General features: G+C 71.3%; 18 protein-coding genes, 1 pseudogene and 1 riboswitch. Of the genes and pseudogenes, 9 read left to right on the forward strand and 10 right to left on the reverse strand.

Annotation, left to right across the window (positions count from 1 at the left end; all coding sequences use genetic code 11):
- Nucleotides 1-19 precede the first annotated feature (19 nt).
- The 3 genes from HDA32_RS26980 to fbaA form a co-directional block, all read right to left on the reverse strand.
- Nucleotides 20-1,303, reverse strand: a complete 1,284-nt coding sequence (locus HDA32_RS26980; RefSeq protein ID WP_179645823.1) for an adenylosuccinate synthase — start codon at nucleotides 1,301-1,303, stop codon at nucleotides 20-22.
- Between the two features lie 203 nt (nucleotides 1,304-1,506).
- Nucleotides 1,507-1,923, reverse strand: coding sequence for a DUF3151 domain-containing protein (locus HDA32_RS26985; RefSeq protein WP_179645824.1), 417 nt, complete (start codon nucleotides 1,921-1,923; stop codon nucleotides 1,507-1,509).
- 145 nt (nucleotides 1,924-2,068) lie between these two features.
- A complete protein-coding gene (gene fbaA, locus HDA32_RS26990) occupies nucleotides 2,069-3,091 on the reverse strand; it encodes a class II fructose-bisphosphate aldolase (RefSeq protein WP_179645825.1) in 1,023 nt (340 codons plus the stop codon).
- A gap of 379 nt (nucleotides 3,092-3,470) precedes the next feature.
- Here fbaA and HDA32_RS26995 point away from each other — a divergent pair, with 379 nt between their 5' ends.
- The gene (locus HDA32_RS26995; protein WP_312863347.1) at nucleotides 3,471-3,833 is read left to right on the forward strand and encodes a RodZ domain-containing protein; all 363 of its coding nucleotides are present in this window, start codon (nucleotides 3,471-3,473) and stop codon (nucleotides 3,831-3,833) included.
- Nucleotides 3,834-3,954: 121 nt separating this feature from the next.
- On the opposite strand, the gene pyrE is transcribed toward HDA32_RS26995, so the two are convergent.
- On the reverse strand, nucleotides 3,955-4,488 hold the full coding sequence (gene pyrE, locus HDA32_RS27000; RefSeq protein ID WP_179645827.1) for an orotate phosphoribosyltransferase: 534 nt from the start codon (nucleotides 4,486-4,488) through the stop codon (nucleotides 3,955-3,957).
- Nucleotides 4,489-4,543: 55 nt separating this feature from the next.
- Between pyrE and cutA the strand changes: the two genes are divergently transcribed.
- The 5 genes and pseudogenes from cutA to HDA32_RS27025 form a co-directional block, all read left to right on the forward strand.
- Nucleotides 4,544-4,888, forward strand: a complete 345-nt coding sequence (gene cutA, locus HDA32_RS27005; RefSeq protein WP_179645829.1) for a divalent-cation tolerance protein CutA — start codon at nucleotides 4,544-4,546, stop codon at nucleotides 4,886-4,888.
- Nucleotides 4,885-5,511: a hypothetical protein gene (locus HDA32_RS27010; RefSeq protein ID WP_376766993.1), complete on the forward strand. Its 627-nt coding sequence runs from the start codon at nucleotides 4,885-4,887 to the stop codon at nucleotides 5,509-5,511. The genes cutA and HDA32_RS27010 overlap by 4 nt, the downstream gene beginning before the upstream one ends.
- Nucleotides 5,512-6,023: 512 nt before the next feature.
- A complete protein-coding gene (locus HDA32_RS27015; protein ID WP_179645830.1) occupies nucleotides 6,024-7,673 on the forward strand; it encodes an NYN domain-containing protein in 1,650 nt (549 codons plus the stop codon).
- 32 nt (nucleotides 7,674-7,705) lie between these two features.
- Entirely contained in the window at nucleotides 7,706-8,260 is a 555-nt protein-coding gene (locus HDA32_RS27020) for a hypothetical protein (RefSeq protein WP_179645831.1), read from the forward strand.
- 48 nt (nucleotides 8,261-8,308) lie between these two features.
- Nucleotides 8,309-8,977, forward strand: a pseudogene (locus tag HDA32_RS27025) (DUF6597 domain-containing transcriptional factor); the annotation flags it as partial.
- Here HDA32_RS27025 and HDA32_RS31150 read toward each other — a convergent pair.
- From HDA32_RS31150 to HDA32_RS27035, 3 genes are all read right to left on the reverse strand, one after another.
- Complete coding sequence (locus HDA32_RS31150; protein WP_425566304.1) at nucleotides 8,974-9,501, reverse strand: VOC family protein; 528 nt, start codon at nucleotides 9,499-9,501, stop codon at nucleotides 8,974-8,976. The pseudogene HDA32_RS27025 and the gene HDA32_RS31150 sit on opposite strands and share 4 nt — an antisense overlap.
- Before the next feature lie 34 nt (nucleotides 9,502-9,535).
- Nucleotides 9,536-9,958 carry a VOC family protein gene (locus HDA32_RS27030; protein WP_179645833.1) on the reverse strand — a complete coding sequence of 141 codons (423 nt, stop codon included), beginning with the start codon at nucleotides 9,956-9,958 and terminating at the stop codon, nucleotides 9,536-9,538.
- A gap of 63 nt (nucleotides 9,959-10,021) precedes the next feature.
- Nucleotides 10,022-10,663, reverse strand: coding sequence for an HAD family hydrolase (locus HDA32_RS27035; protein ID WP_179645834.1), 642 nt, complete (start codon nucleotides 10,661-10,663; stop codon nucleotides 10,022-10,024).
- Between the two features lie 86 nt (nucleotides 10,664-10,749).
- Nucleotides 10,750-10,969: riboswitch (cobalamin riboswitch) on the forward strand.
- A gap of 196 nt (nucleotides 10,970-11,165) precedes the next feature.
- Between HDA32_RS27035 and HDA32_RS27040 the strand changes: the two genes are divergently transcribed.
- Nucleotides 11,166-14,723 carry a ribonucleoside-diphosphate reductase subunit alpha gene (locus HDA32_RS27040; RefSeq protein ID WP_179645835.1) on the forward strand — a complete coding sequence of 1,186 codons (3,558 nt, stop codon included), beginning with the start codon at nucleotides 11,166-11,168 and terminating at the stop codon, nucleotides 14,721-14,723.
- Nucleotides 14,724-14,817: 94 nt separating this feature from the next.
- On the forward strand, nucleotides 14,818-15,906 hold the full coding sequence (locus HDA32_RS27045; RefSeq protein WP_179645836.1) for a ribonucleotide-diphosphate reductase subunit beta: 1,089 nt from the start codon (nucleotides 14,818-14,820) through the stop codon (nucleotides 15,904-15,906).
- 108 nt (nucleotides 15,907-16,014) lie between these two features.
- Here the strand turns inward: HDA32_RS27045 and HDA32_RS27050 are convergent, their stop codons facing one another.
- On the reverse strand, nucleotides 16,015-16,806 hold the full coding sequence (locus HDA32_RS27050; RefSeq protein ID WP_179645837.1) for a heme ABC transporter ATP-binding protein: 792 nt from the start codon (nucleotides 16,804-16,806) through the stop codon (nucleotides 16,015-16,017).
- Nucleotides 16,807-16,909: 103 nt separating this feature from the next.
- Complete coding sequence (locus tag HDA32_RS27055; RefSeq protein ID WP_179645838.1) at nucleotides 16,910-17,599, reverse strand: hypothetical protein; 690 nt, start codon at nucleotides 17,597-17,599, stop codon at nucleotides 16,910-16,912.
- A gap of 582 nt (nucleotides 17,600-18,181) precedes the next feature.
- On the opposite strand from HDA32_RS27055, the gene HDA32_RS27060 reads away from it, so the two are divergent.
- On the forward strand, nucleotides 18,182-19,381 hold the full coding sequence (locus HDA32_RS27060; protein ID WP_179645839.1) for an ATP-binding protein: 1,200 nt from the start codon (nucleotides 18,182-18,184) through the stop codon (nucleotides 19,379-19,381).
- 193 nt (nucleotides 19,382-19,574) lie between these two features.
- Here HDA32_RS27060 and HDA32_RS27065 read toward each other — a convergent pair whose 3' ends face one another.
- Nucleotides 19,575-19,889 carry a hypothetical protein gene (locus HDA32_RS27065; RefSeq protein WP_179645840.1) on the reverse strand — a complete coding sequence of 105 codons (315 nt, stop codon included), beginning with the start codon at nucleotides 19,887-19,889 and terminating at the stop codon, nucleotides 19,575-19,577.
- Nucleotides 19,890-20,142 lie beyond the last annotated feature (253 nt).

A 20,142-nucleotide genomic window follows, 5' to 3' on the forward strand; every position in this document is an offset into this window, starting at 1 on the left:
GCAGGACCGGCGCGTCGCCTCAGACGAGGGCGCGCAGCTCCAGCGTCTGGTCGCGGCCGGGGCCGACGCCGATGGCGGAGATCGGCGCCCCGGCCATCTCCTCAAGGGTGCGCACGTAGCTCTGGGCGTTCTTGGGGAGCTCCTCGAAGGACCGGGCGTGGCTGATGTCCTCGTTCCAGCCGTCGAGGTACTCGTAGACCGGCGTGGCGTGGTGGAACTCGGTCTGGGTCATCGGGATCTCGTCGTTGCGGACGCCGTCGACGTCGTAGGCCACGCAGACCGGGATGCGCTCCAGGCCGGAGAGCACGTCGAGCTTGGTCAGGAAGAAGTCGGTGATGCCGTTGACCCGGGTGGCGTAGCGGGCGATCGGCGCGTCGAACCAGCCGCAGCGGCGGTTGCGGCCGGTGGTGACGCCGTACTCGTGGCCCTGCTGGCGCAGCCACTCGCCGGACTCGTCCAGCAGCTCGGTCGGGAACGGGCCGGAGCCGACGCGGGTGGTGTAGGCCTTGATGATGCCGACGACCTTGGTGATGCGGGTCGGCCCGATGCCGGAGCCGGCGCACGCGCCGCCGGAGGTGGGCGAGGAGGAGGTCACGAACGGGTAGGTGCCGTGGTCGATGTCGAGCAGGGTGCCCTGGGAGCCCTCCAGGTAGACCGTCTTGCCCTCGTCCAGCGCCCTGTTCAGCACGAGGCCGGTGTCGGCCACGTGCGGGCGCAGCATGTCGGCGTAGCCGAGGTACTCGTCCAGGATCTGCTCCAGGTCCAGACCGCGGCGGTTGTAGACCTTGGTGAGGATCTGGTTCTTGTCGTTGAGCGCGAGCTCCAGCTTCTTGCGCAGGATCTTGGGGTCGAACATGTCCTGCACGCGCACGCCGGCGCGGGAGATCTTGTCGGCGTAGGTGGGGCCGATGCCGCGGCCGGTGGTGCCGATCCTGCCCTTGCCCAGGAAGCGTTCGCTGACCTTGTCCAGCGCCCGGTGGTAGGGCATGATCAGGTGCGCGTTCGCCGAGATCAGCAGGCGCTCGGTGTTGACGCCGCGCTCCTTCAGGCCGCGCAGCTCCTCGAACAGCACGCCCGGGTCGATGACGACGCCGTTGGCGATGACCGGGACCACGTCCGGCGAGAGGATGCCCGAAGGCAGCAGGTGCAGCGCGTACTTCTGGTCGCCGATGACGACGGTGTGGCCGGCGTTGTTGCCTCCCTGGTAGCGCACCACGTAGTCGACGCGGTTGCCGACGAGGTCGGTGGCCTTGCCCTTCCCCTCGTCCCCCCACTGGGCTCCAACGAGTGTGATCGCCGGCATCGGCGTCTACCTCTTCCTCTTGGTTCCTCTTGATCCGACCGAGGACCGTCGCACGGTGCCCCTGCACGCGCTAGAGCCCCTGGCGCAAGACGCGACAGGGGCTCTTGCGTATCGAGGGTACACGACCGGGGATCGCCCGTTAAGAGCGGTCACCCGGGGCCACGGCACCGGAGCGCCTGGTCATCGGCGCGGTGATCCGCGGATCAGGCGTTGAGCGACTCGGCCGCCTCGGCGCTGCTGTCGCGCAGGAATGCGGCGCAGCGCTCGGCCTCCTCGGTCTCGCCGATGCTCTCGGCCGCGACAGAGAGCAGGTGCAGCGCGCGCAGGAAGCCGCGGTTGGGTTCGTGCTCCCACGGGATCGGGCCGTGCCCCTTCCAGCCCGCGCGGCGCAACTGGTCGAGCCCGCGGTGGTAGCCGGTGCGCGCGTAGGCGTAGGCGGCCACCGGGTCGCCGCCGTCCAGCGCCCGCGCGGCGAGTTCGGCCCACGCGACGGAGAAGGACGGGAACCGCGCCGCGGCCTCGCCGGGCTCGGCGGCCCCGGCCAGCGCCTCGCGCGCCTCGACGTCATCGGGAAGGCGGGTGGCCGGAGGTTCTCCAAGCAGGTTCTGATGCAGGTCCATGACCTCATCCTGCCAGGCGTCGAAGCCTCGCCGGTCTGGACGGCGGTGCTCCGCCGGCCGCGGCGCCGCCCCGCCCGCAGGAGGCCGACCGCGGACGGCGGGGTCCCCGGTCCGGGCGGACCGGGGACCGATCGGGGCCGGGGCCCTACTTCATCCTGGTGCCCGCGGCCTTGAGGCTCTGGCAGGCCTCGACCACGCGGGCGGCCATGCCGGCCTCGGCGGCCTTGCCGTAGGCGCGCGGGTCGTAGGCCTTCTTGTTGCCGACCTCGTTGTCGATCTTGAGCACGCCGTCGTAGTTCTTCATGACGTGGTCGACGATCGGGCGGGTGAACGCGTACTGGGTGTCGGTGTCGATGTTCATCTTCACGACGCCGTACTCGATCGCCGCGTGGATCTCCTCCAGCGAGGAGCCCGAGCCGCCGTGGAAGACCAGGTCGAACGGCTTGTCCTTGCCGTACTTGGCGCCGACGGCGTCCTGGATCTCCTTGAGGACCTCCGGGCGCAGCCTGACGTGGCCCGGCTTGTAGACGCCGTGCACGTTGCCGAAGGTCAGCGCGGCCATGTAGTAGCCCTTCTCACCGAGGCCGAGGGCCTCGGCGGTGCGCAGGCCGTCGCCCGGCGTGGTGTAGAGCTTCTCGTTCATCTCGCCGACGATGCCGTCCTCCTCGCCGCCGACGACGCCGACCTCGATCTCGAGGATGATGTTGGCGGCCTTGGCCGCGGCCAGCAGCTCCTCGGCGATTTCGAGGTTCTCGGTCAGCTCGACGGCCGAACCGTCCCACATGTGCGACTGGAACAGCGGCTGCTGCCCGTTGGCCACGCGCTCCTTGGAGATCTCCAGCAGCGGGCGGACGAAGCCGTCGAGCTTGTTCTTGGGGCAGTGGTCGGTGTGCAGCGCGATGTTGACCGGGTACTTGTCGGCCACGACGCGCGCGTACTCCGCGAACGCCACCGAGCCGGTGACCATGTCCTTCACGGTCGTACCCGACAGGAACTCAGCACCGCCGGTGGAGACCTGGACGATGCCGTCGCTCTCGGCCTCCGCGAAACCGCGCAGCGCCGCGTGCAGCGTCTGGCTGGACGTCACGTTGATCGCCGGGTAGGCGAAGCCCTGCGACTTCGCGCGGCCCAGCATCTCGGCGTAGACCTCTGGGGTGGCGATGGGCATGGTGATGACTCCCTGATTGACCTGGAGTGTTGACGAACTGGTCCCGGCGTTTGGCGTGAGACCAGGTTTGGCACTGGATGACCCGTTGGGTTACCCGAGCCAGTATCGCGAACAGCGGCGGCGAACGAAAGGTCTAGACCAAAACGCGTCCACCGTTTCCCTCCCATCCTCCCCTGACGGCGGGCGGACACCGGAGCGCCCGCGCCGTTGACTTTCCGCGTCCATTCCATGACTCTTCGTGTAAGAGTGGTTGAAGAAGCGACAAGTCACCGGGGCCCGTCGATTGTTCGCGGTGATTCGCGCTACATTCAGCTCCGTGGGACGACATCGCAATGATCCTCGGGGCGTTGGCCAATTGGCGGCCATCGTCGGAGCGGTCGTGCTGTTGGTCACCCTGGTCGTCTTGGGCGGGTACTTCTTCTACCGCTCCCTCCCGGGAAACGGCGACGTCGTGGTGCCCAACGAGTCCGGCGCGCTGGCCACCCCCAACGCCGAAACCGCCGACATGGGCGTGCTCTACATCAGGGTCATCGGTGAATCCAGTGACGTGCTCGTGCGGATCCCCGGCGAGGACGTGCTCACCGACACGACCATGCAGCAAGGGCAGTTCGTCACCTACGACCAGCCGGTCCTGGACGTCACCATCGGCGCCCCCGACGCGGTCGAGGTCTTCGTCAACGGCGAGCGCAAGGACGTCAGCGAGGAGCAGCCCGGCTACAGCTTCACCGCCCAGGCCGAGTAGTCCGGCTGCCCCGCGGCTCCCGCGGCCCCGGCGCAGCGGGGACCGCTCTTCGGGCGCCGGTCCGAAGGTCCCGGAGCCCCTTAAAGCCCCCGAAGCCCCGAAGGCCCCTTCGGGCGCCGCCTCAGACGTCGAGGTCGGAGAGTTCGTAGGCGGCCCGGTAGGCCAGGCTCTCCCCGGTGACCTTCTCGTGCGCGCCCCGGTCGACGATCACCGCGACGCCCACGACCTCGGCACCGGCCTCGCGCAGCGCCTCGACCGCCGTCAGCACCGAACCGCCCGTGGTGGAGGTGTCCTCGACGGCGAGCACGCGGCGGCCCTCGACATCGGGGCCCTCGATGCGGCGCTGCAGGCCGTGCGCCTTGCCCGCCTTGCGCACCACGAAGGCGTCCAGGCGGCGCCCGCGCGCCCCGGCGGCGTGCAGCATGGCGGCGGCCACCGGGTCGGCGCCCAGGGTCAGCCCGCCGACGGCGTCGTAGTCGAGGTCGGCGGTGGCGTCCAGCATGACCCTGCCGACCAGCGGGGCGCTCTCGCCGTTCAGCGTGATCCGGCGCAGGTCGACGTAGTAGTCGGCCTCGATGCCGGACGACAGCGTGACCTTGCCGCGGACCACGGCCTTATCGTTGATGTGTCGAAGGAGATCGTCGCGATCGCTCATGGTTCACGAGCCTAGAACCTGTCGATCACCGGACCGAGCAGCGGAAGAGGTGCCCATGGCCGACCCCGGCGACGTCGCGGAGCAGGTGCGGGTCGAGACGACCACCGACGGCAGGGCCGACGCCGAGCGCCTCGCGCGTTCCGTGACCGAGGCCCGACTCGTCGCGTGCGCCCAGGTCAGCGGCCCCATCACCAGTTTCTACCGGTGGGAGGACGAGGTTCGGGCCGACGAGGAGTGGCTGGTGGTCATGAAGACCGCCGGCGACCGGCTCGGCGCGCTCACCGCCCACCTCGTCGAGGAGCACTCCTACGACGTGCCCGAGATCATCGCCGTGCCCATCGAGGGCGGCAGCCCCGAGTACCTGGACTGGCTGGTCGGCGAGACCCGGCCGTCGGCGTGACCCCGCCCTCCGTCGTCCTGCTGCACAGCCCCCTGGCGACGGCGCGGCAGTGGGGGCCGCTGCCCGAGGCGCTGGCCGACCTGGGCGCGGCGGTGGCGATCGCCGAGATCGCCGACGACGACCGCCCGCCCTACGCCGCCCGCTACGTGGCCCGGGCCGCGCTGGAGATCGGCCGGGCCGCGCTCGACCCGCCGGTCCTGCTCGTCGCCGCGGGGGCCGCCGGGCCGCTGCTGCCGCAGATCGGCGCGGCGCAGCGGGCCGCGCACCGGGCGCTGAGCGGGTACGTGCTGCTGGACGCGCCCCTGCCGCAGCCGGGCACGCCCACGCGCGCCGAGATCGCCGCCGCGCAACTGCGGGACGCCCCCGGCGAGCCCGACGCCCGCTCGCGCCCGCCGGAGTTCTTCACCGAGCCGCTGCCCATGCCCCAGGACTGGCCCGACGCCCCGTGCGGCTACCTGCTCACCGACGCGCGCCACGCCGACTGCGCCCACCTGGCCGCCCTGCGCGGCTGGCCGGTGGCCGACCTGACCACCGGCCGGACCGGGGCGGGCGGACCGGCCGACGTGGCCGCCGCCCTGCTGGGGCTCGTCGACGCTCCCTCCGGCCCCTCCGGTCCGCCCTAGGGGTCCCTTGACGTCGATGCGGCGCCCCGTTGGATCGCTGACGGGAGTCGTGAGGCTGTGGCCGCAGTCCTCCGTTCACCACCGCGTGACCTGGAAACGGTCCCCACCTTCCCCGTCAACCCGCCGACGGTCAGGGGGGCGGCCGCGGACCACCCGCCGCCCCTTCGCGGCCCTTCCGCCCCCCTCGTGGCGGCCCTCCGTCGACCCCCGTCAACCCCCACCGGCCTTCCATCGACGATCTGGTGACGCCTCGCGGAAATCCGGTGTACGGGAACCGCGGCGGTCACAGCGCCGACGTGACCGGGAACGCCCGGAACCCCTGCCCCGCAAGGGATCCGGGCGCCCCGCGCGCATCCGGCGAACGCGTTCGGCGACTGCCGGTGTGCGGGGCGGCACACAAACCGGCACAGACTTGGCTAGGCTGTGGCCCGGCCTGTCTTTGGTCAAGTGCCGGCAGACACCCGGATCCTCACCGGTCCGGGCGACCAGATCGAGGGAAGGGGCGGTGTCGCGTGGATCGCTGCGCGCTGTTCGTAGACGCCGGTTACCTCCTGGCCGACGGTGCGATGGCTGTGCACGGAACTCGCAATCGCGACTCCGTGTCTTGGGATTACGCGGGACTCGTTCAGCTGCTCAACGAGGTGGCGCGTGACCGCACGGGGCTTCCGCTGCTGCGCTGCTACTGGTACGAGGCGACCGCCGACGGTCGCCGCGCCCAGGAGCAGGACGGCATCGCGGACATTCCCGGCATCAAGTTCCGAGCCGCGCGTATCCGTCCGGGCAGACGGGAGGGCGTCGAGAGCTATGTCCAACGGGACCTGACCACACTCGCCAGGACCGGTGTGCTGTGCGAAGCCGTGCTGGTCAGCGGCGACGAGGACATGGCGCAGGTGGTGGCCGACGTCCAGGACCTGGGCGTGCGGGTCACCGTCGTGCACATCTCGGTCGAGGGCAACTGGACCATCTCGCGCGCGCTGCGCCGCGAGTGCGACGACCTGATCGAGATCGGTGCCGGGCACCTGCGTCCCCACGTCAACCTGCTCGCCGGCGCCCCCGACCCCGCCGAGGACACCGTGCCGGCCGCGCACGGCCCGCTCGGCAACGGGCGCTCCCGCGCCAACACCGGAGCCGTCACCCGCCAGCCCGTGACGGCGCACGCGGGCTCCACCCGGGTCGAGCCCGTGCCGTCCTCCTCCGGTATGGACACCGTGTTCGCCGGCACCGGCGCCCAGCCGGCCATGACCGGCAGCGCCATGGACCAGCTGCGCGCGATGCAGCAGAGCATCGCCCAGCAGCGCGGCGGCGACCACCTCGCGCCGCAGGGGTCGGCCGGGATGGAGCCGCGCGGCAACAGCTCCGGGCCGATCGACACCGGCGGGTTCCCCCGGGGCAACCCCGCTCCGCCGCAGTCGCCGCCCACGGGCGCGCACCCGAGCATGGCGCCGAACCCGCCCACCGGCCCCAACCAGGTCCCCTCGGGTCCGCAGACGGGAGCGCACCCCGGCATGCACGACGCCCGGCAGCAGGGCGGCTACGGCAACACCGGGCCGGGCCAGGGCGGCGTTCCGCCGCAGCACCCCGCGCAGCAGCACCAGACGGGGGCGCACCGCAATCCGATGATGGGCGGCTCGCCCTACGACCGGGAGGCGCCACCACCATCCCGGGGCGCGCCTCCAGGGCCGGACCCCCGGTACGGGCCGAACACGGGCGAGAATCCCGGGTTTGGGGGTAACAGCGGCCCAAACCCTACTTTTGGGGCCAGTACGGAAGCTGATTCCGGCTTCAGGAGCGCTCAGCGAGCCCAGCAGGGCTCCGAGCCCGCTACTGGCCCCCGCCCCGACCACCGGGTCCAGCACGGGCCCTACACCAACCCGACGCCCCGCCTGGGCTACGTCCAGCCGGGCCCCTCATCGATGCGGACGGCCGAGGACGCCGTCGGCGTCGCAGGCAAGGAGGGCAGTGACTTCGCGGAGTCGATAGCGCGCGACGCCCCCGTGCTGTGGCTGGAGGCCGTCCTGGCCCGCAGGCCGCGCATGCCCTCCGACCTGGAGGCACGGCTGCTGCAGGGATCGGCGCTGCCGGTCGACTTCCTGCTGCGCGACGAGGTCCGCCACGCGCTGCGGGAAGGTTTCTGGAACGCCTTGGAGCGTGCTCGCGCCTGAGTCGGTGACGGCGAGGACGTAAGGAGGGTGCAGTGACCCGGGTGACAACGGCCGACCTCGACCGGTTGGAGTTCCGAGCCGTGCAGTCCGGCGATCACGACGCGGTCGCGCGCGAACTGACCGACCTGGCCAACCGGGTCGACGCCGACAGCGAGATCTCCCGCGCCGAACTCTTCGTCCGCTCCGGTGAGCAGTGGGAGATGGCGCAGGAGTTCGAGCGCGCCACGGCCATGTACCAGCGCGCGATCGACGACGGCGGCACCACCATCATCGACGCCCGAGCCCTGCAGGCCGGCGCGCTGCTGGAGCTCGACCGCATCGACGACGCCTACGCCCAGTTCGACCGGCTGCGCGCCGAGGGCGCGCGCAACCTGCCCACCTACATCCACATCGCCGAGACCCTCCAGGCCCACGACGACCTGAAGGGCGCCCACGACTGGGCGACCCTCGGCGTGCAGCGGTTCCGCCACCAGGACGTCTCGCCCTACGTGCACGACCTGCTGCTGGAGCTGCTGCGGGCCCGGTTCCGGATCCGCATGGACCTCGGTCAGCCGGAGGACGATCTGGACCGGCTCCTCGACGAGTAGGCGAGCAGGGGACGGAACCGGTTCTGCGCGAGGAAGGAGCCGGCGGCGATGTACCAGGAGAGGCCGTCACGCGTGGCCGGCGCCGTGCTGTGGCGCGGCGGGGCGCCGGAGGCGGACACCGGCACCGGCACCGGCGGGGTGCGGCGCGTCCTGCCGGACGGGTGCATGGACCTGATCTGGATCGGCGGCGGACTGCTGGTCGCCGGGCCCGACACGGCCGCGCACACGGTGACCGACGCGCCCGGTGACGCCTACACCGGACTGCGGTTCGACCCGGGGCTGGGCCCGTCCGTCATCGGGACACCGGCCGCCGAACTGCGCGACCTGCGCGTCCCGCTGGCGGAGCTGTGGCCGACCGAGCAGGTGCGGATCCTCACCGAGCGGCTCGCCGAGGCGCCGGCCCCGGGGCGGGTCCTGGAGTCGATCGCGGCCGACCTGCCGCGCCACAGCGGCCTGGCCGACCCGATCGCCCCCGCGGTCCTCGCCCACCTGCGCCCGCCGCCCGGCGGCACGGCGCCGGGCAGCGGGCGCGCCGGGCCGCGGGTGCGCGCCGCGGCCGACGCGGTCGGGCTGAGCGAGCGGCAACTGCACCGGCGCTGCCTGACCGCCTTCGGGTACGGGCCGAAGACCCTGGACCGGATCCTGCGGATGAACCGGGCGCTGGACATGGCGCGCGCGGGAACGCCGCTCGCCCTGGCCGCGGCCGCGGCGGGCTACGCCGACCAGGCCCACCTCACCCGCGAGGTGCGCTCCCTGACCGGCGTCCCCCCGGGCTCGCTGGTGGGCCAGCGCGCCGGGTCCGGCGGTTCGCCCCGCCCTGGGGCACCGGAACCGGTGCCGTCGGCGCCGCGGTCGCGGCGCGGCCCGATCAGGTCCCAGCGGTTGCCGTAGGGGTCCCGGAAGACGGCCACCGTTCCGTAGGGCTCGTGCCGGGGCGGCTCTTCGAACACGACCCCGGCCGCCCGCATCCGCTCGTGGTCCCGGTCGAAATCCTCGGTGTTGAGGAACCAGCCGACGCGCCCGCCGGTCTGGTCGCCGATGCGCGCCGCCTGCTCGGGGGTCGCGGCCCGCGCGAGGAGCACGGCCGTCTCCCGCGCCCCCGGCGGGCCGACCACGACCCAGCGCTTCTCGTCGCTGATGCGGGTGTCCTCGATGAGCTCGAAGCCGACGGCGTTCACGTAGAAGGCGACGGCCTCGTCGTAGTCGCGCACGACGAGGGTCACCAGTCCCAGGTGCGGCATCCGACGATCATGCCGCACCTCTCCCCCGCCCCGGTTACCGGCCCCTGCCCGGTCCGACGGGCTGACCGGACAGCGGGGCGTAGAGGTCGACGCCGTTGCCGTCCGGATCGTTCACCACGGCGTAGCGCTGGCCCCAGAACGCGTCCCAGGGCGCCATGTGCCCCTCGTAGCCGGCCGCCGTCAGCTCGGCGTAGACGGCGTCCACCTCGGCGGGGTCGTCGCAGGCGAAGGCCAGGCCGAGGCGTCCGCCGCCGGGGGCCGGCTTCCAGTCGGGGTCGAAGGAGCGGATCGTTTCGTCGGTGTCCCAGGCCATCCGCAGCCCGCCGCCCAGCTCCGCCTCGACGTGCGGCTCGGAGTCGGCCTCAGCGGGGACGTCGACCCCGAGGCGGCGGTAGAACGCCAGCGACCGCCCCATGTCGGCGACCGCGATACCGATGAGATTGAACCTGATTGCCATGCCGACGACGCTAGACCGCGCCCGCCGCGGCGGTCTTGAAGGAAACGGACGCGTCCCCGCCGGTCAGGGGGACCGGAGGAGTTCCCTGCCGAGGGCGTAGGCGCCAGGCAGGTCCGGCCCCCGGTACTCGGCGCGGGCGATCCCGGCGAGGTGGTGGTCGGCGTTGACCGCGACGGTGCGCTCCAGGTGCCGGAACAGCGGGGCGTCACTCATGGAGTCCCCGTAGGCGACGCACCGCTCCGGCCCGATGCCCTCGCGCCCGCGGACCTCGTCGACGATCCGCACTTTGTCGGCGGGGGTGAGGATGTTCTCGGGCACGACCGGTTCGGCGAACGGAGGGGGCGGGAAGCGCGACGCGACGATCTCGTCGAAGCCGAACTCCAGCAGGTGCCGGGCGTAGAAGTCCGGCGACATCGTGATCACCAGGGACCGCTCGCCGCGGCGGCGGATGTCGGCGCAGACATCGGCGACGCCGGTGAGGAACGGGCTCGCCCGGAACGCCTCCTCGACCTGCGCCGCGGTGAGCTCCCTCCACAGGCTGTGGATCTCGCGGGCGAACCCCCGCGTGTCGATCACCCCGCCGGCGAACCGCTGCTCCAACTCGGTGAGCTCGGCGACGGTGCCGCGGACCCCGGCCACCTCAAGACTCGCCGTCGACCCGTTGAGCAGCGTGCCGTCCATGTCGAACACATGCAGAAACGTCATCGCGTCCCATTATCGCCTCCGTGAGGCACCAGCCGAACCAGCACGCCGATATCTTGAGGTTGTCGCGAGTGGTGGGCACCAGATGTAGTATCCCTTCCGCTGGTGGTTCACCCGGGGTGAGAGGTTCGGGTGAGGCAAGAGGGAACCCGGTGCGAATCCGGGACTGCCCCGCAGCGGTGAGCGGGAACGGAAGCCGTCTTGTGCACTGGGTGCCGCGCCATGGCGCCCGGGAAGCGACGGCCGGTAGGACGGGCCACGGGCCCGGTGCCCGCGAGTCCGAAGACCTGCCACCGGCGTGCGCGCGCGGCGCGCACCGCAACGGGGCCTCGAGGGTGGGCCGCCGCGAACCCGGTAGATCAGCGTGGGCCGTCGCAGCCCGCCCCGTTCGTGTGCGCTCCGACCTCGAAACCCCAACCGGTTTTCGTCTACCTGGTTGGAGCCACCATGACCCTCGACACCGACGTCGCCCCCTCGGCGGCGACGCCTCCCCCCCTCGGACCCGATGGACCGGGTCCGATTGGTGGTCGGGGAGGCCTGCGCGGGGCTGGACGGCGCCTCGGCCGAGACCGTCATCGCCGAGGCGCGGCGCAACCTCTACCCGGGCATCCGCCCCGACGAACTGGAGCTCGCGCTGGTCATGGCGGCGCGCGCGTTCGTCGAGGCCGACCCCGACTACTCCTACGCCAGCGCGCGCCTGCTCCTGGACAAGCTGCGCCGCGAGGCGCTGACCTTCCTCTCCGGCGGTTTCGACGAGGCCGACCAGGCGGCCATGGCCGACCGCTACGCCGGCTACCTCGCCGACTACGTCGCCCGCGGCGTCGAGCTGGAGCAGCTCGACCCCGAGCTCGCGGCGTTCGACCTCGCCCGCCTCGGCGCCGCGCTGCGCCCCGAGCGCGACCTGGACTTCACCTTCCTCGGCCTGCAGACCCTCTACGACCGCTACTTCCTGCACAGCGGAGGCGTCCGCTACGAGCTGCCGCAGGCGTTCTTCATGCGCGTCGCCATGGGGCTGGCGCTCAAGGAGGACGACCGGGAGGCCCGCGCGATCGAGTTCTACGAGCTGCTGTCCTCGTTCGACTTCATGTGCTCCACGCCGACGCTGTTCAACTCCGGCACCCGCCGCGCCCAACTGTCGTCGTGCTTCCTCACCACCGTCGAGGACGACCTCCAGGGCATCTTCCACGGCATCGGCAACAACGCGCTGCTGTCGAAGTACTCCGGCGGCCTCGGCAACGACTGGACCCCGGTGCGCGGCATGGGCGCCCACATCAAGGGCACCAACGGCCAGAGCCAGGGCGTCGTCCCGTTCCTGAAGATCGCCAACGACACCGCGGTGGCGGTGAACCAGTGCTTCGCGCCGGAGACATCGGTGTACACGGCCGATGGCGTCAAGGCGATCCGCGACGTGCGAATCGGCGATCTGGTCTTGGGGAAGAGCGGTCATTACCGCGAGGTAACGGAGGTTTTCGCCTACGACCAGACCGATCCGATGGTCGAAGTGGACATCAAGCATTCGATCGAGACGCTGAAGGTGACCGCGGGGCACCCGTTCCGCGCCATTCAGGGCGTTCAACTGGAGCAGTCGAACACCCGGACCCTGGAATGGCCGGCCAACGGCAAAGTGCGGCCTGAATGGGTGGAAGCGGGTGAGCTGAGCAAGGGCGACTACGTCGGCCAGGTCATCCCGAAGGAGGTCCTACCCGTCCAAGGGTTCACCGAGGACGATGCCCGGCTCTACGGGATCCTCCTGGGGGACGGCCACCTCTCGGAGGGGGGACTCGAGTGGGGCGTCTCGGGCGACCCGGAACTGGACACTCATCTGGTGTTCGTGCGGAACTACCTCATGGAGCACGGTATCCACTTCCGGGAGACGGGCCGGGACGAGGCCTGCCTGCAGATCCGCTGGGCATCCGGACGAGGGGTGCTGCGGGATCCCGCTACCGGCCGTGTCACCGGTGCCGGTGAGCCGACACTTCCCTTCACCCACGCGGACCTCTACGACGATGACCGCAGGAAGCGCATAGCGCGCCGGTTCTCCCATCTTCCGCATGCGCAGACGCGCGCGCTCCTCCAGGGGCTACTCGAAACGGACGGAGGAGTCTCGCGGGGAGTGGAGATCTACTTCACGACGGCCTCCCGGCCACTCGCGGAAGGGGTGCGCTATCAGCTGCTGCGCTTGGGCATTCCGGCGGCGGGGCGGTACCGGGAACGCGAGCAGGGCCATGTCGGCACCCGATCGGACGGCACCAGGATCCCGTCCTCCAAAGCCGTGAAAGCCTTCGACATCCGGGTCCCTGCGGTCTCCGGGGTTGCCGAGCTGCTGGGATGCCGTCCTCTCACCAAGTCGAACCGGATCGAACACGAGGGGATGGTCTTCTCCCGGGTCCGCGACGTGAACGCCGCGGACACCGCTCCCTCGGTTTTCGACCTCAAGGTCGAGGGAGACGAGTCGTACATGACGGCCGCCGGTCTCGTACACAACGGCGGAAAACGCAAGGGCGCGGTGTGCGCTTACCTGGAGACGTGGCACATCGACATCGAGGAGTTCCTCGACCTGCGCAAGAACACCGGTGACGACCGGCGGCGCACGCATGACATGAACACGGCGAACTGGGTGCCGGACCTGTTCCTGCAGCGGGTCGAGGCCGACGGCGAGTGGACGCTGTTCTCCCCGGACGAGGTGCCCGACCTGCACGACCTCTACGGCGCGGAGTTCGCCGAGCGCTACGAGGCCTACGAGCGGGCCGCCGACGCCGGCGGGATCACGGTGCACCGCCGGGTGCGCGCGGTCGAGTTGTGGCGGCGCATGCTCACCATGCTGTTCGAGACCGGCCACCCGTGGATCACCTTCAAGGACCCGTGCAACCTGCGCTCGCCGCAGCAGCACGCCGGCGTCGTGCACTCCTCCAACCTGTGCACCGAGATCACGCTGAACACCGGCGCCGATGAGGTGGCGGTCTGCAACCTGGGTTCGGTGAACCTGGCCAACCACGTGGGCCCGGACGGTCTGGACGCCGAGCGGCTGCGCCGGACCGTGCGCACGGCGGTGCGGATGCTCGACAACGTCATCGACGTGAACTTCTACACGGTCCCCGAGGCCGAGCGGGCGAACCTGCGGCACCGCCCGGTGGGCCTGGGGCTCATGGGCTTCCAGGACGCGCTGTTCGCGCTGCGCGTTCCGCCGGCCTCGCAGGCGGCGGTGGAGTTCGCCGACGAGAGCATGGAGCTGATCAGCCACCACGCGATCGCGGCCTCGGCCGACCTGGCCGCCGAGCGCGGCGCCTACCCCAGCTTCGACGGTTCGCTGTGGAGCCGGGGCGTGCTGCCGATCGACTCGCTGCGGCTGCTCGACGAGGCCCGCGGCGGCGCGCTCGACGTGGACCGCACCGAGCGCCTGGACTGGGAGGCGCTGCGGGAGCGGGTGCGCACCGTGGGGATGCGCAACTCCAACGTCATGGCGATCGCGCCGACCGCGACCATCGCCAACATCACCGGCGTGGGCCAGTCGATCGAGCCGGTCTTTCGCAACCTGTACGTGAAGTCGAACATGTCCGGCGACTTCACCGTGGTCAACCCGTACCTGGTCCGCGACCTCAAGGCGCGCGGACTGTGGGACGCGGAGATGGTGGCGGCGATGAAGTACCACGACGGCGGCCTCGGCGCGATCGAGCGCGTCCCGGCCGACCTCAAGGAGCTCTACGCCACCGCGTTCGAGATCGACCCGGCCTGGCTGGTCGACGCCGCCGCGCGTCGGCAGAAGTGGATCGACCAGGCGCAGTCGCTGAACCTCTACGTGGCGGCGCCCAGCGGGCGCAAGCTCGACGAGCTGTACCGCCGCGCCTGGCGCAAGGGGCTCAAGACCACCTACTACCTGCGTTCGCAGAGCGCCACGCACGTGGAGAAGAGCACGCTCCGGGGCACCGACGGCAGGCTCAACGCGGTCGCGGTCGCTCCGGCGGCGCCGAGCCCGGCGCCGAGCCCGAGCCCGGTCCCGGTGGCCGACCCCGATCCCGGGGCGGTCTGCTCCGTCGAGGACCCCGACTGCGAAGCGTGCCAGTAGCCGCGCGCCGACGTTTCGCGGGCGCGGGCGCCGCTGCCGCCGCCCGCGCCCGCGTCCCCTGCCCCACTCACCCCCGTCCCGGGAGACGACCACGATGACCAGCCTGTTCGAAGCGAACTCCGGTGCGGCCCGCACCACCGGCCTCGGCGAGATCCAGCGCGACGCCGCGCGGATCGGCGTCGGCGACAAGGCGATGATCAACGCGCGCGCCGACGTCAACCAGCTGCTCCCGCTGAAGTACCGCTGGGCCTGGGACAAGTACCTCGCCGGGTGCAACAACCACTGGATGCCGACCGAGGTCGCCATGCAGGCCGACATCGCGCTGTGGAAGTCCCGCGACGGCCTCACCGAGGACGAGCGGCTGATGCTCAAGCGCAACCTGGGCTTCTTCGCCACGGCGGAGTCGCTGGTGGCCAACAACATCGTGCTCGCCGTCTACCGGCACCTCACCAACCCCGAGTGCCGGCAGTACCTGCTGCGCCAGGCGTTCGAGGAGGCCGTGCACACGCACACGTTCCAGTACGTCTGCGAGAGCCTCGGCCTGGACGAGGGCGAGCTGTTCAACATGTACCGCGAGGTCCCCTCGATCACCGAGAAGGACGCGTGGGCGCTGAAGTACACCCGCAACCTGGAGGACCCGGACTTCGCGACCGGCACGCCAGAGGCCGACCAGGCGTTCCTGCGCGACCTCGTCGCGTTCTACGTGGTGTTCGAGGGGATGTGGTTCTACACCGGGTTCGCCCAGATCCTGTCGCTGGGCCGGCGCAACAAGATGGTGGGGATCGCCGAGCAGTACCAGTACATCCTGCGCGACGAGTCGATCCACCTGAACTTCGGCATCGACGTGATCAACCAGATCAAGATCGAGAACCCGCACCTGTGGAGCGAGGACTTCCAGGCCGAGGTGCGGACCATGCTGGCCGAGGCGTGCGCGCTGGAGGCGGCCTACGGCCGGGAGACCGTGCCGCGGGGAATTCTCGGCCTCAACGGCGAGTTGTGCGAGCGGTACATGCGTTTCGTCACCGACCGCCGGGCCGAGCAGATCGGGCTGGCGCCGATCTTCGGGGAGGCGGACAACCCGTTCCCGTGGATGTCGGAAATGATGGACCTGAAGAAGGAGAAGAACTTCTTCGAGACCCGGGTGATCGAGTACCAGACGGGTGGCGGCCTGGACTGGGACTGACCCCCTCGATCACGCGCGACGGCGGCCCGGACCGGATGGTGCGCGGTCCGGGCCGCCGCCTCCCCGCTGCCGTCGCCCCCCGGTGACCGCGGCCCGCGCCGGGCCCGCTCATTCCGGCGGCAGCAGCACGACGTTGGGCGCCCCGGTGAGCGGGTGGACCTCGACGTCGGCGCGCACGTGGTAGACGTCGGCGAGCAGCCCGGGGGTGAGCACCTCGGCGGGCGTCCCGCTCGCGGCGACGCGGCCCTCGGCGAGCACGTAGAGGCGGTCGCAGTACAGCGCGGCGAGGTTGAGGTCGTGCAGCACGGCGAGCACGCTGGTGCCCAGCCGCCGCACGACGGAGAGCACCTCCATCTGGTGGGCGATGTCGAGGTGGTTGGTGGGCTCGTCGAGCACCAGGAGCGCGGGTTCCTGGGTGAGCGCGCGGGCGAGCAGGACGCGCTGCTTCTCGCCGCCGGACAGGCTCGGGTAGCCGCGCGGGCCCAGGTGCGCGGCGCCGACCAGTTCCAGCGAGGTCATGACGAGGCGGCGGTCGTCGTCGTTGTCGGCCGAGAACAGCCGCTTGTGCGGGGAGCGCCCCATCGCGACGACCTCCTCCACGGTGAGGTCGAACTCGGCGACGTTCTCCTGCAGCACCGCGGCCATGCGCCGAGCCAGCGCGCGCGGCGGCAGCGCCCACAGGTCGTCGCCGTCGATGCGGACGGTCCCGGCGGTGGGGCGCAGCACCCGGTGGACGGTGCGTAGCAGCGTCGACTTCCCGGCCCCGTTGGGCCCGATGACCCCGACGAACTCGCCGGGGGCGACGTCGAGGTCGACGTCGGCGATCAGCTTGGCGCCGTCGACCTCGTAGCCCGCCCCGCGCACGGCCAGCGCGGACGGGTGGACGGTGTGGTGGCTCATCGCGTCTCTCCCGCGTCTTCGAGTGCCGTCCTCCCGCGCGGATCCGCCGCGGGAGGGGCCGCGCCGCCTCCCGCAGGGGTCGCGGCGCGCGAGGAGGACGACGCTACCGCCGGTACTCGCCGACCCACAGCCCGGGGGCGCACCGGTGGAGGTGGGCGGCCATCTCGCGGTAGTCGCCGATGCCGCGGATGACGAAGCGCAGCCGCGCGCCGGGCAGGCCGGGCCGGGGCGGCTGCTCGCGCTCGGTGCTCTTCTGCAGCAGCTCCAGCCTGGTCAGGCCGGCCACGGACCGGGGGTCGCGCAGGAAGAACTCGACGGCGAACCTCTCGCGCCCGTCGTCGGTGGTGGCGGCGCGCACGATGGCCCTGCCGATCATCCCGCCGAGGCTGGTGGTCGGCCTCTTCGGCGCCATCACCCAGCTCCCGCCGATCGCCCGGATCTGCGGCCAGGGCACGGGCTCCGCCTTCTTCTTGGTCACGTACCAGATCCCGGACCGGTCCACCGCGAGTCCGTGCGTACGCAGGGCCGCGGGCAGGGCGGCGATCATGAACAACGACAGGGCGCCGAAGAAGACGGCGATCACCGTGGCGATGATGCGCTGGGCTCCCGGGTTGCCGCTCTCGGTGAGGAACCTCTCCGGCGACACCGCGCCGAGGATCGCGCAGACGGTGAAGAAGAACAGCAGGCCGGCGCCGACGAGCACGCATCCGATTCCGCTGCGCCCGTGGTTGACGAACGCGGCGTCGGCGGCGGGCCAGGGGCCGGGGTTCTTGGGGGGTGGGAGTCGGTCCATGAGGGTGTCTTCTCCTGATCGAGGTCTGACTGCTGCGTTCGCGGGACGGGGCGGGCTTTGCGAAGCTCGGATCCACTGCACCGCCGGCGCTGCGCGCACTGCGACGGCCGACCCCCTGCGCGAACCCGGTCGTCGGACATCAGCGGGTCGAGGGCTTTTTCGGACAACGGGGGACTTACGGCCGGGTTGGACGCAGCCGGGGCCGGTGTCCGTTCCACCGATCCACACGTTTTCGGATCGATCCGGCCGCGGCCGCCACCTGCACGGACGGCGCGCGGCGGCCTCGATCGCCCGCGGCGCGCCGCGTGACACTCCCCGGAGGAAGTGGCGGAGCCGCCCCCGGATCCACTACAGTCTCACTCAATCGAACACAGGTTCGAGAGAAGGGAGACGGGGAGTATGACCACGGCAGCGCCCGCACCCGGCCGCACGGCGATACGGCTCGGTGGGGTCGGACAGGCTCCCCGCTCCTGTCTCGACGATCGCCGCGCGCTCCAGCGCGTCGACTGGGGCGCCACCTCGTCTGCGGCTTTCTACCGCTCTCTAGAAGCGGCGCTAGAGACGCGTATAGAGTCCCATCCCATGGACCCCGTCCGGAATCCGTACGCCCCCGGCGCCGGCCAGCGTCCGCCGGAGCTCGCCGGCCGCGAGCGCGAGGTCCGGCAGTTCGAGATCGTGCTCGAACGCGTGGCGCGCGGGCGGCCGGAACGCAGCATGATCCTCACGGGGCTGCGCGGCGTGGGCAAGACCGTCCTGCTCAACACGTTCCGCTCGATGGCCATCCAGCGGCTGTGGGGCAGCGGGAAGATCGAGGCGCGGCCCGACCAGTCCATCCGCCGACCCGTCGCCGCCGCCATGCACATGGCGCTGCGCGAGCTCGCCCCGCGGCACCGGGCGCCGGAGCGCATCGACCGCGTGCTCGGCGTGCTGAAGGCGTTCGCCCAGGCCAAGACCGACGACCCGAAGTCGGCCAAGGGCGCGAAGGCCGGCTCGCGCTGGCAGCCCGGCATCGACGCCGTCGCGGTGCGCGGCCGGGCCGACTCCGGCGACCTCGAAATCGACCTGGTGGAGCTGTTCGTCGACGCCGCGTCGATCGCCACCGACCTCGGCGTGGGCATCGCGCTGTTCATCGACGAGATGCAGGACGTCCCGGCCGAGGACGTCTCGGCCCTGTGCACCGCCTGCCACGAGCTGTCCCAGATCGGCGGCCCGCTGATCGTGGTGGGCGCGGGCCTGCCGCACCTGCCGGCCGTGCTCTCGGCGAGCAAGAGCTACTCCGAGCGGCTGTTCCGCTACGCCCGCATCGACCGCCTGAGCCGCTCGGCCGCCGACCACGCGCTCACCGCTCCGGCGGGGCTGGAGGAGGTCGAGTTCGAGCAGGGCGCGCTCGACGCGCTGTACGAGGCCTCCGACGGCTACCCCTTCTTCGTCCAGGCCTACGGCAAGGTCACCTGGGATCTCTCCCTGCACAGCCCCATCACCGCCGACGACGTCAGGGTGGCCGCGCCCGAGGCCGAGGAGGAGTTGGCGGTCGGCTTCTTCGGCAGCAGGTACGAGCGCGCCACCCCGGCCGAGCGCGACTACATGCGCGCGATGGCCACGCTCGGGGACGAGCCCGTGCCCACCAACGAGGTCGCCAGGTCCCTGGACCGGCGCCCCTCCAGCCTCTCCCCCGCGCGCGACAACCTGATCAAGAAGGGCCTGATCTACAGCGCCGAGCGCGGGCTGATCGCGTTCACCGTCCCGCACTTCGGCAAGTTCCTGCGCAGGCAGCCGGAGTGAGGAAGCGGCGCGCGTCCGTCGGCCCAGCAGCGCCTGTGCCCTTTAGCCATCATGGACCCGCTCAAGGAGAGGAACCTCGTCCTGCAATTCGCGAACCACCGGTGGCCGACCGTCTCCCATGCCGTCCGGATAGGTCGGGTCAGGGTCGATCGGGGTGGGGCGGCGGCATCTCCCCACCCCGGCCCCGGTCGGTTTAGCGCAGCTGGACGGCACCGCTTTCTGCCGCGAAGCGGTTGCCGCAGTAGGCGCGACTCGTTGCGACATTGCCGTTGACCCATGGGCCATAAGTCTTCTGGGTGCCGCAGCGGGCGATCGCGCGGACTTCGTTGTAACTGTTGCCGCTGGAGCCCTTGCACACGGTGTAGACGTGCCCTCTGTCACTCGATATCACGGGAGAGCAGACCAATCCGGCTTCAGCCGCCGGAGCAGCGGCGCCCATAACCCCGAAGGACGCCACCGCCAAACCCAGACTCGCGGCGACGGAGACCAAGGTGCGTTTCATCGGCATGAAATGAGAACTCTTTCTGTCTTCCGGGCAGGTCCGGTTCTACGGGTCTTGACCCGTTCAGCGCACAGGCGGCCGACGTGGGAGCGCTGACCGTTTCGCGTCGAACGGCTCAGAGGAATGCAGCCGCCGCGCAGGAGAGGTGCGAAGCGGTTTTCTGCCATTGGGATAACTCGATCGGTGAACTGGTACAGTCGCGGCGATCCACCGACGGAAATGGCCGCCGCGCGAGGTGTCCGCGGCGAGCGGGGAGGAG

This window comes from Spinactinospora alkalitolerans (genome assembly GCF_013408795.1).
Classification (GTDB): domain Bacteria; phylum Actinomycetota; class Actinomycetes; order Streptosporangiales; family Streptosporangiaceae; genus Spinactinospora; species Spinactinospora alkalitolerans.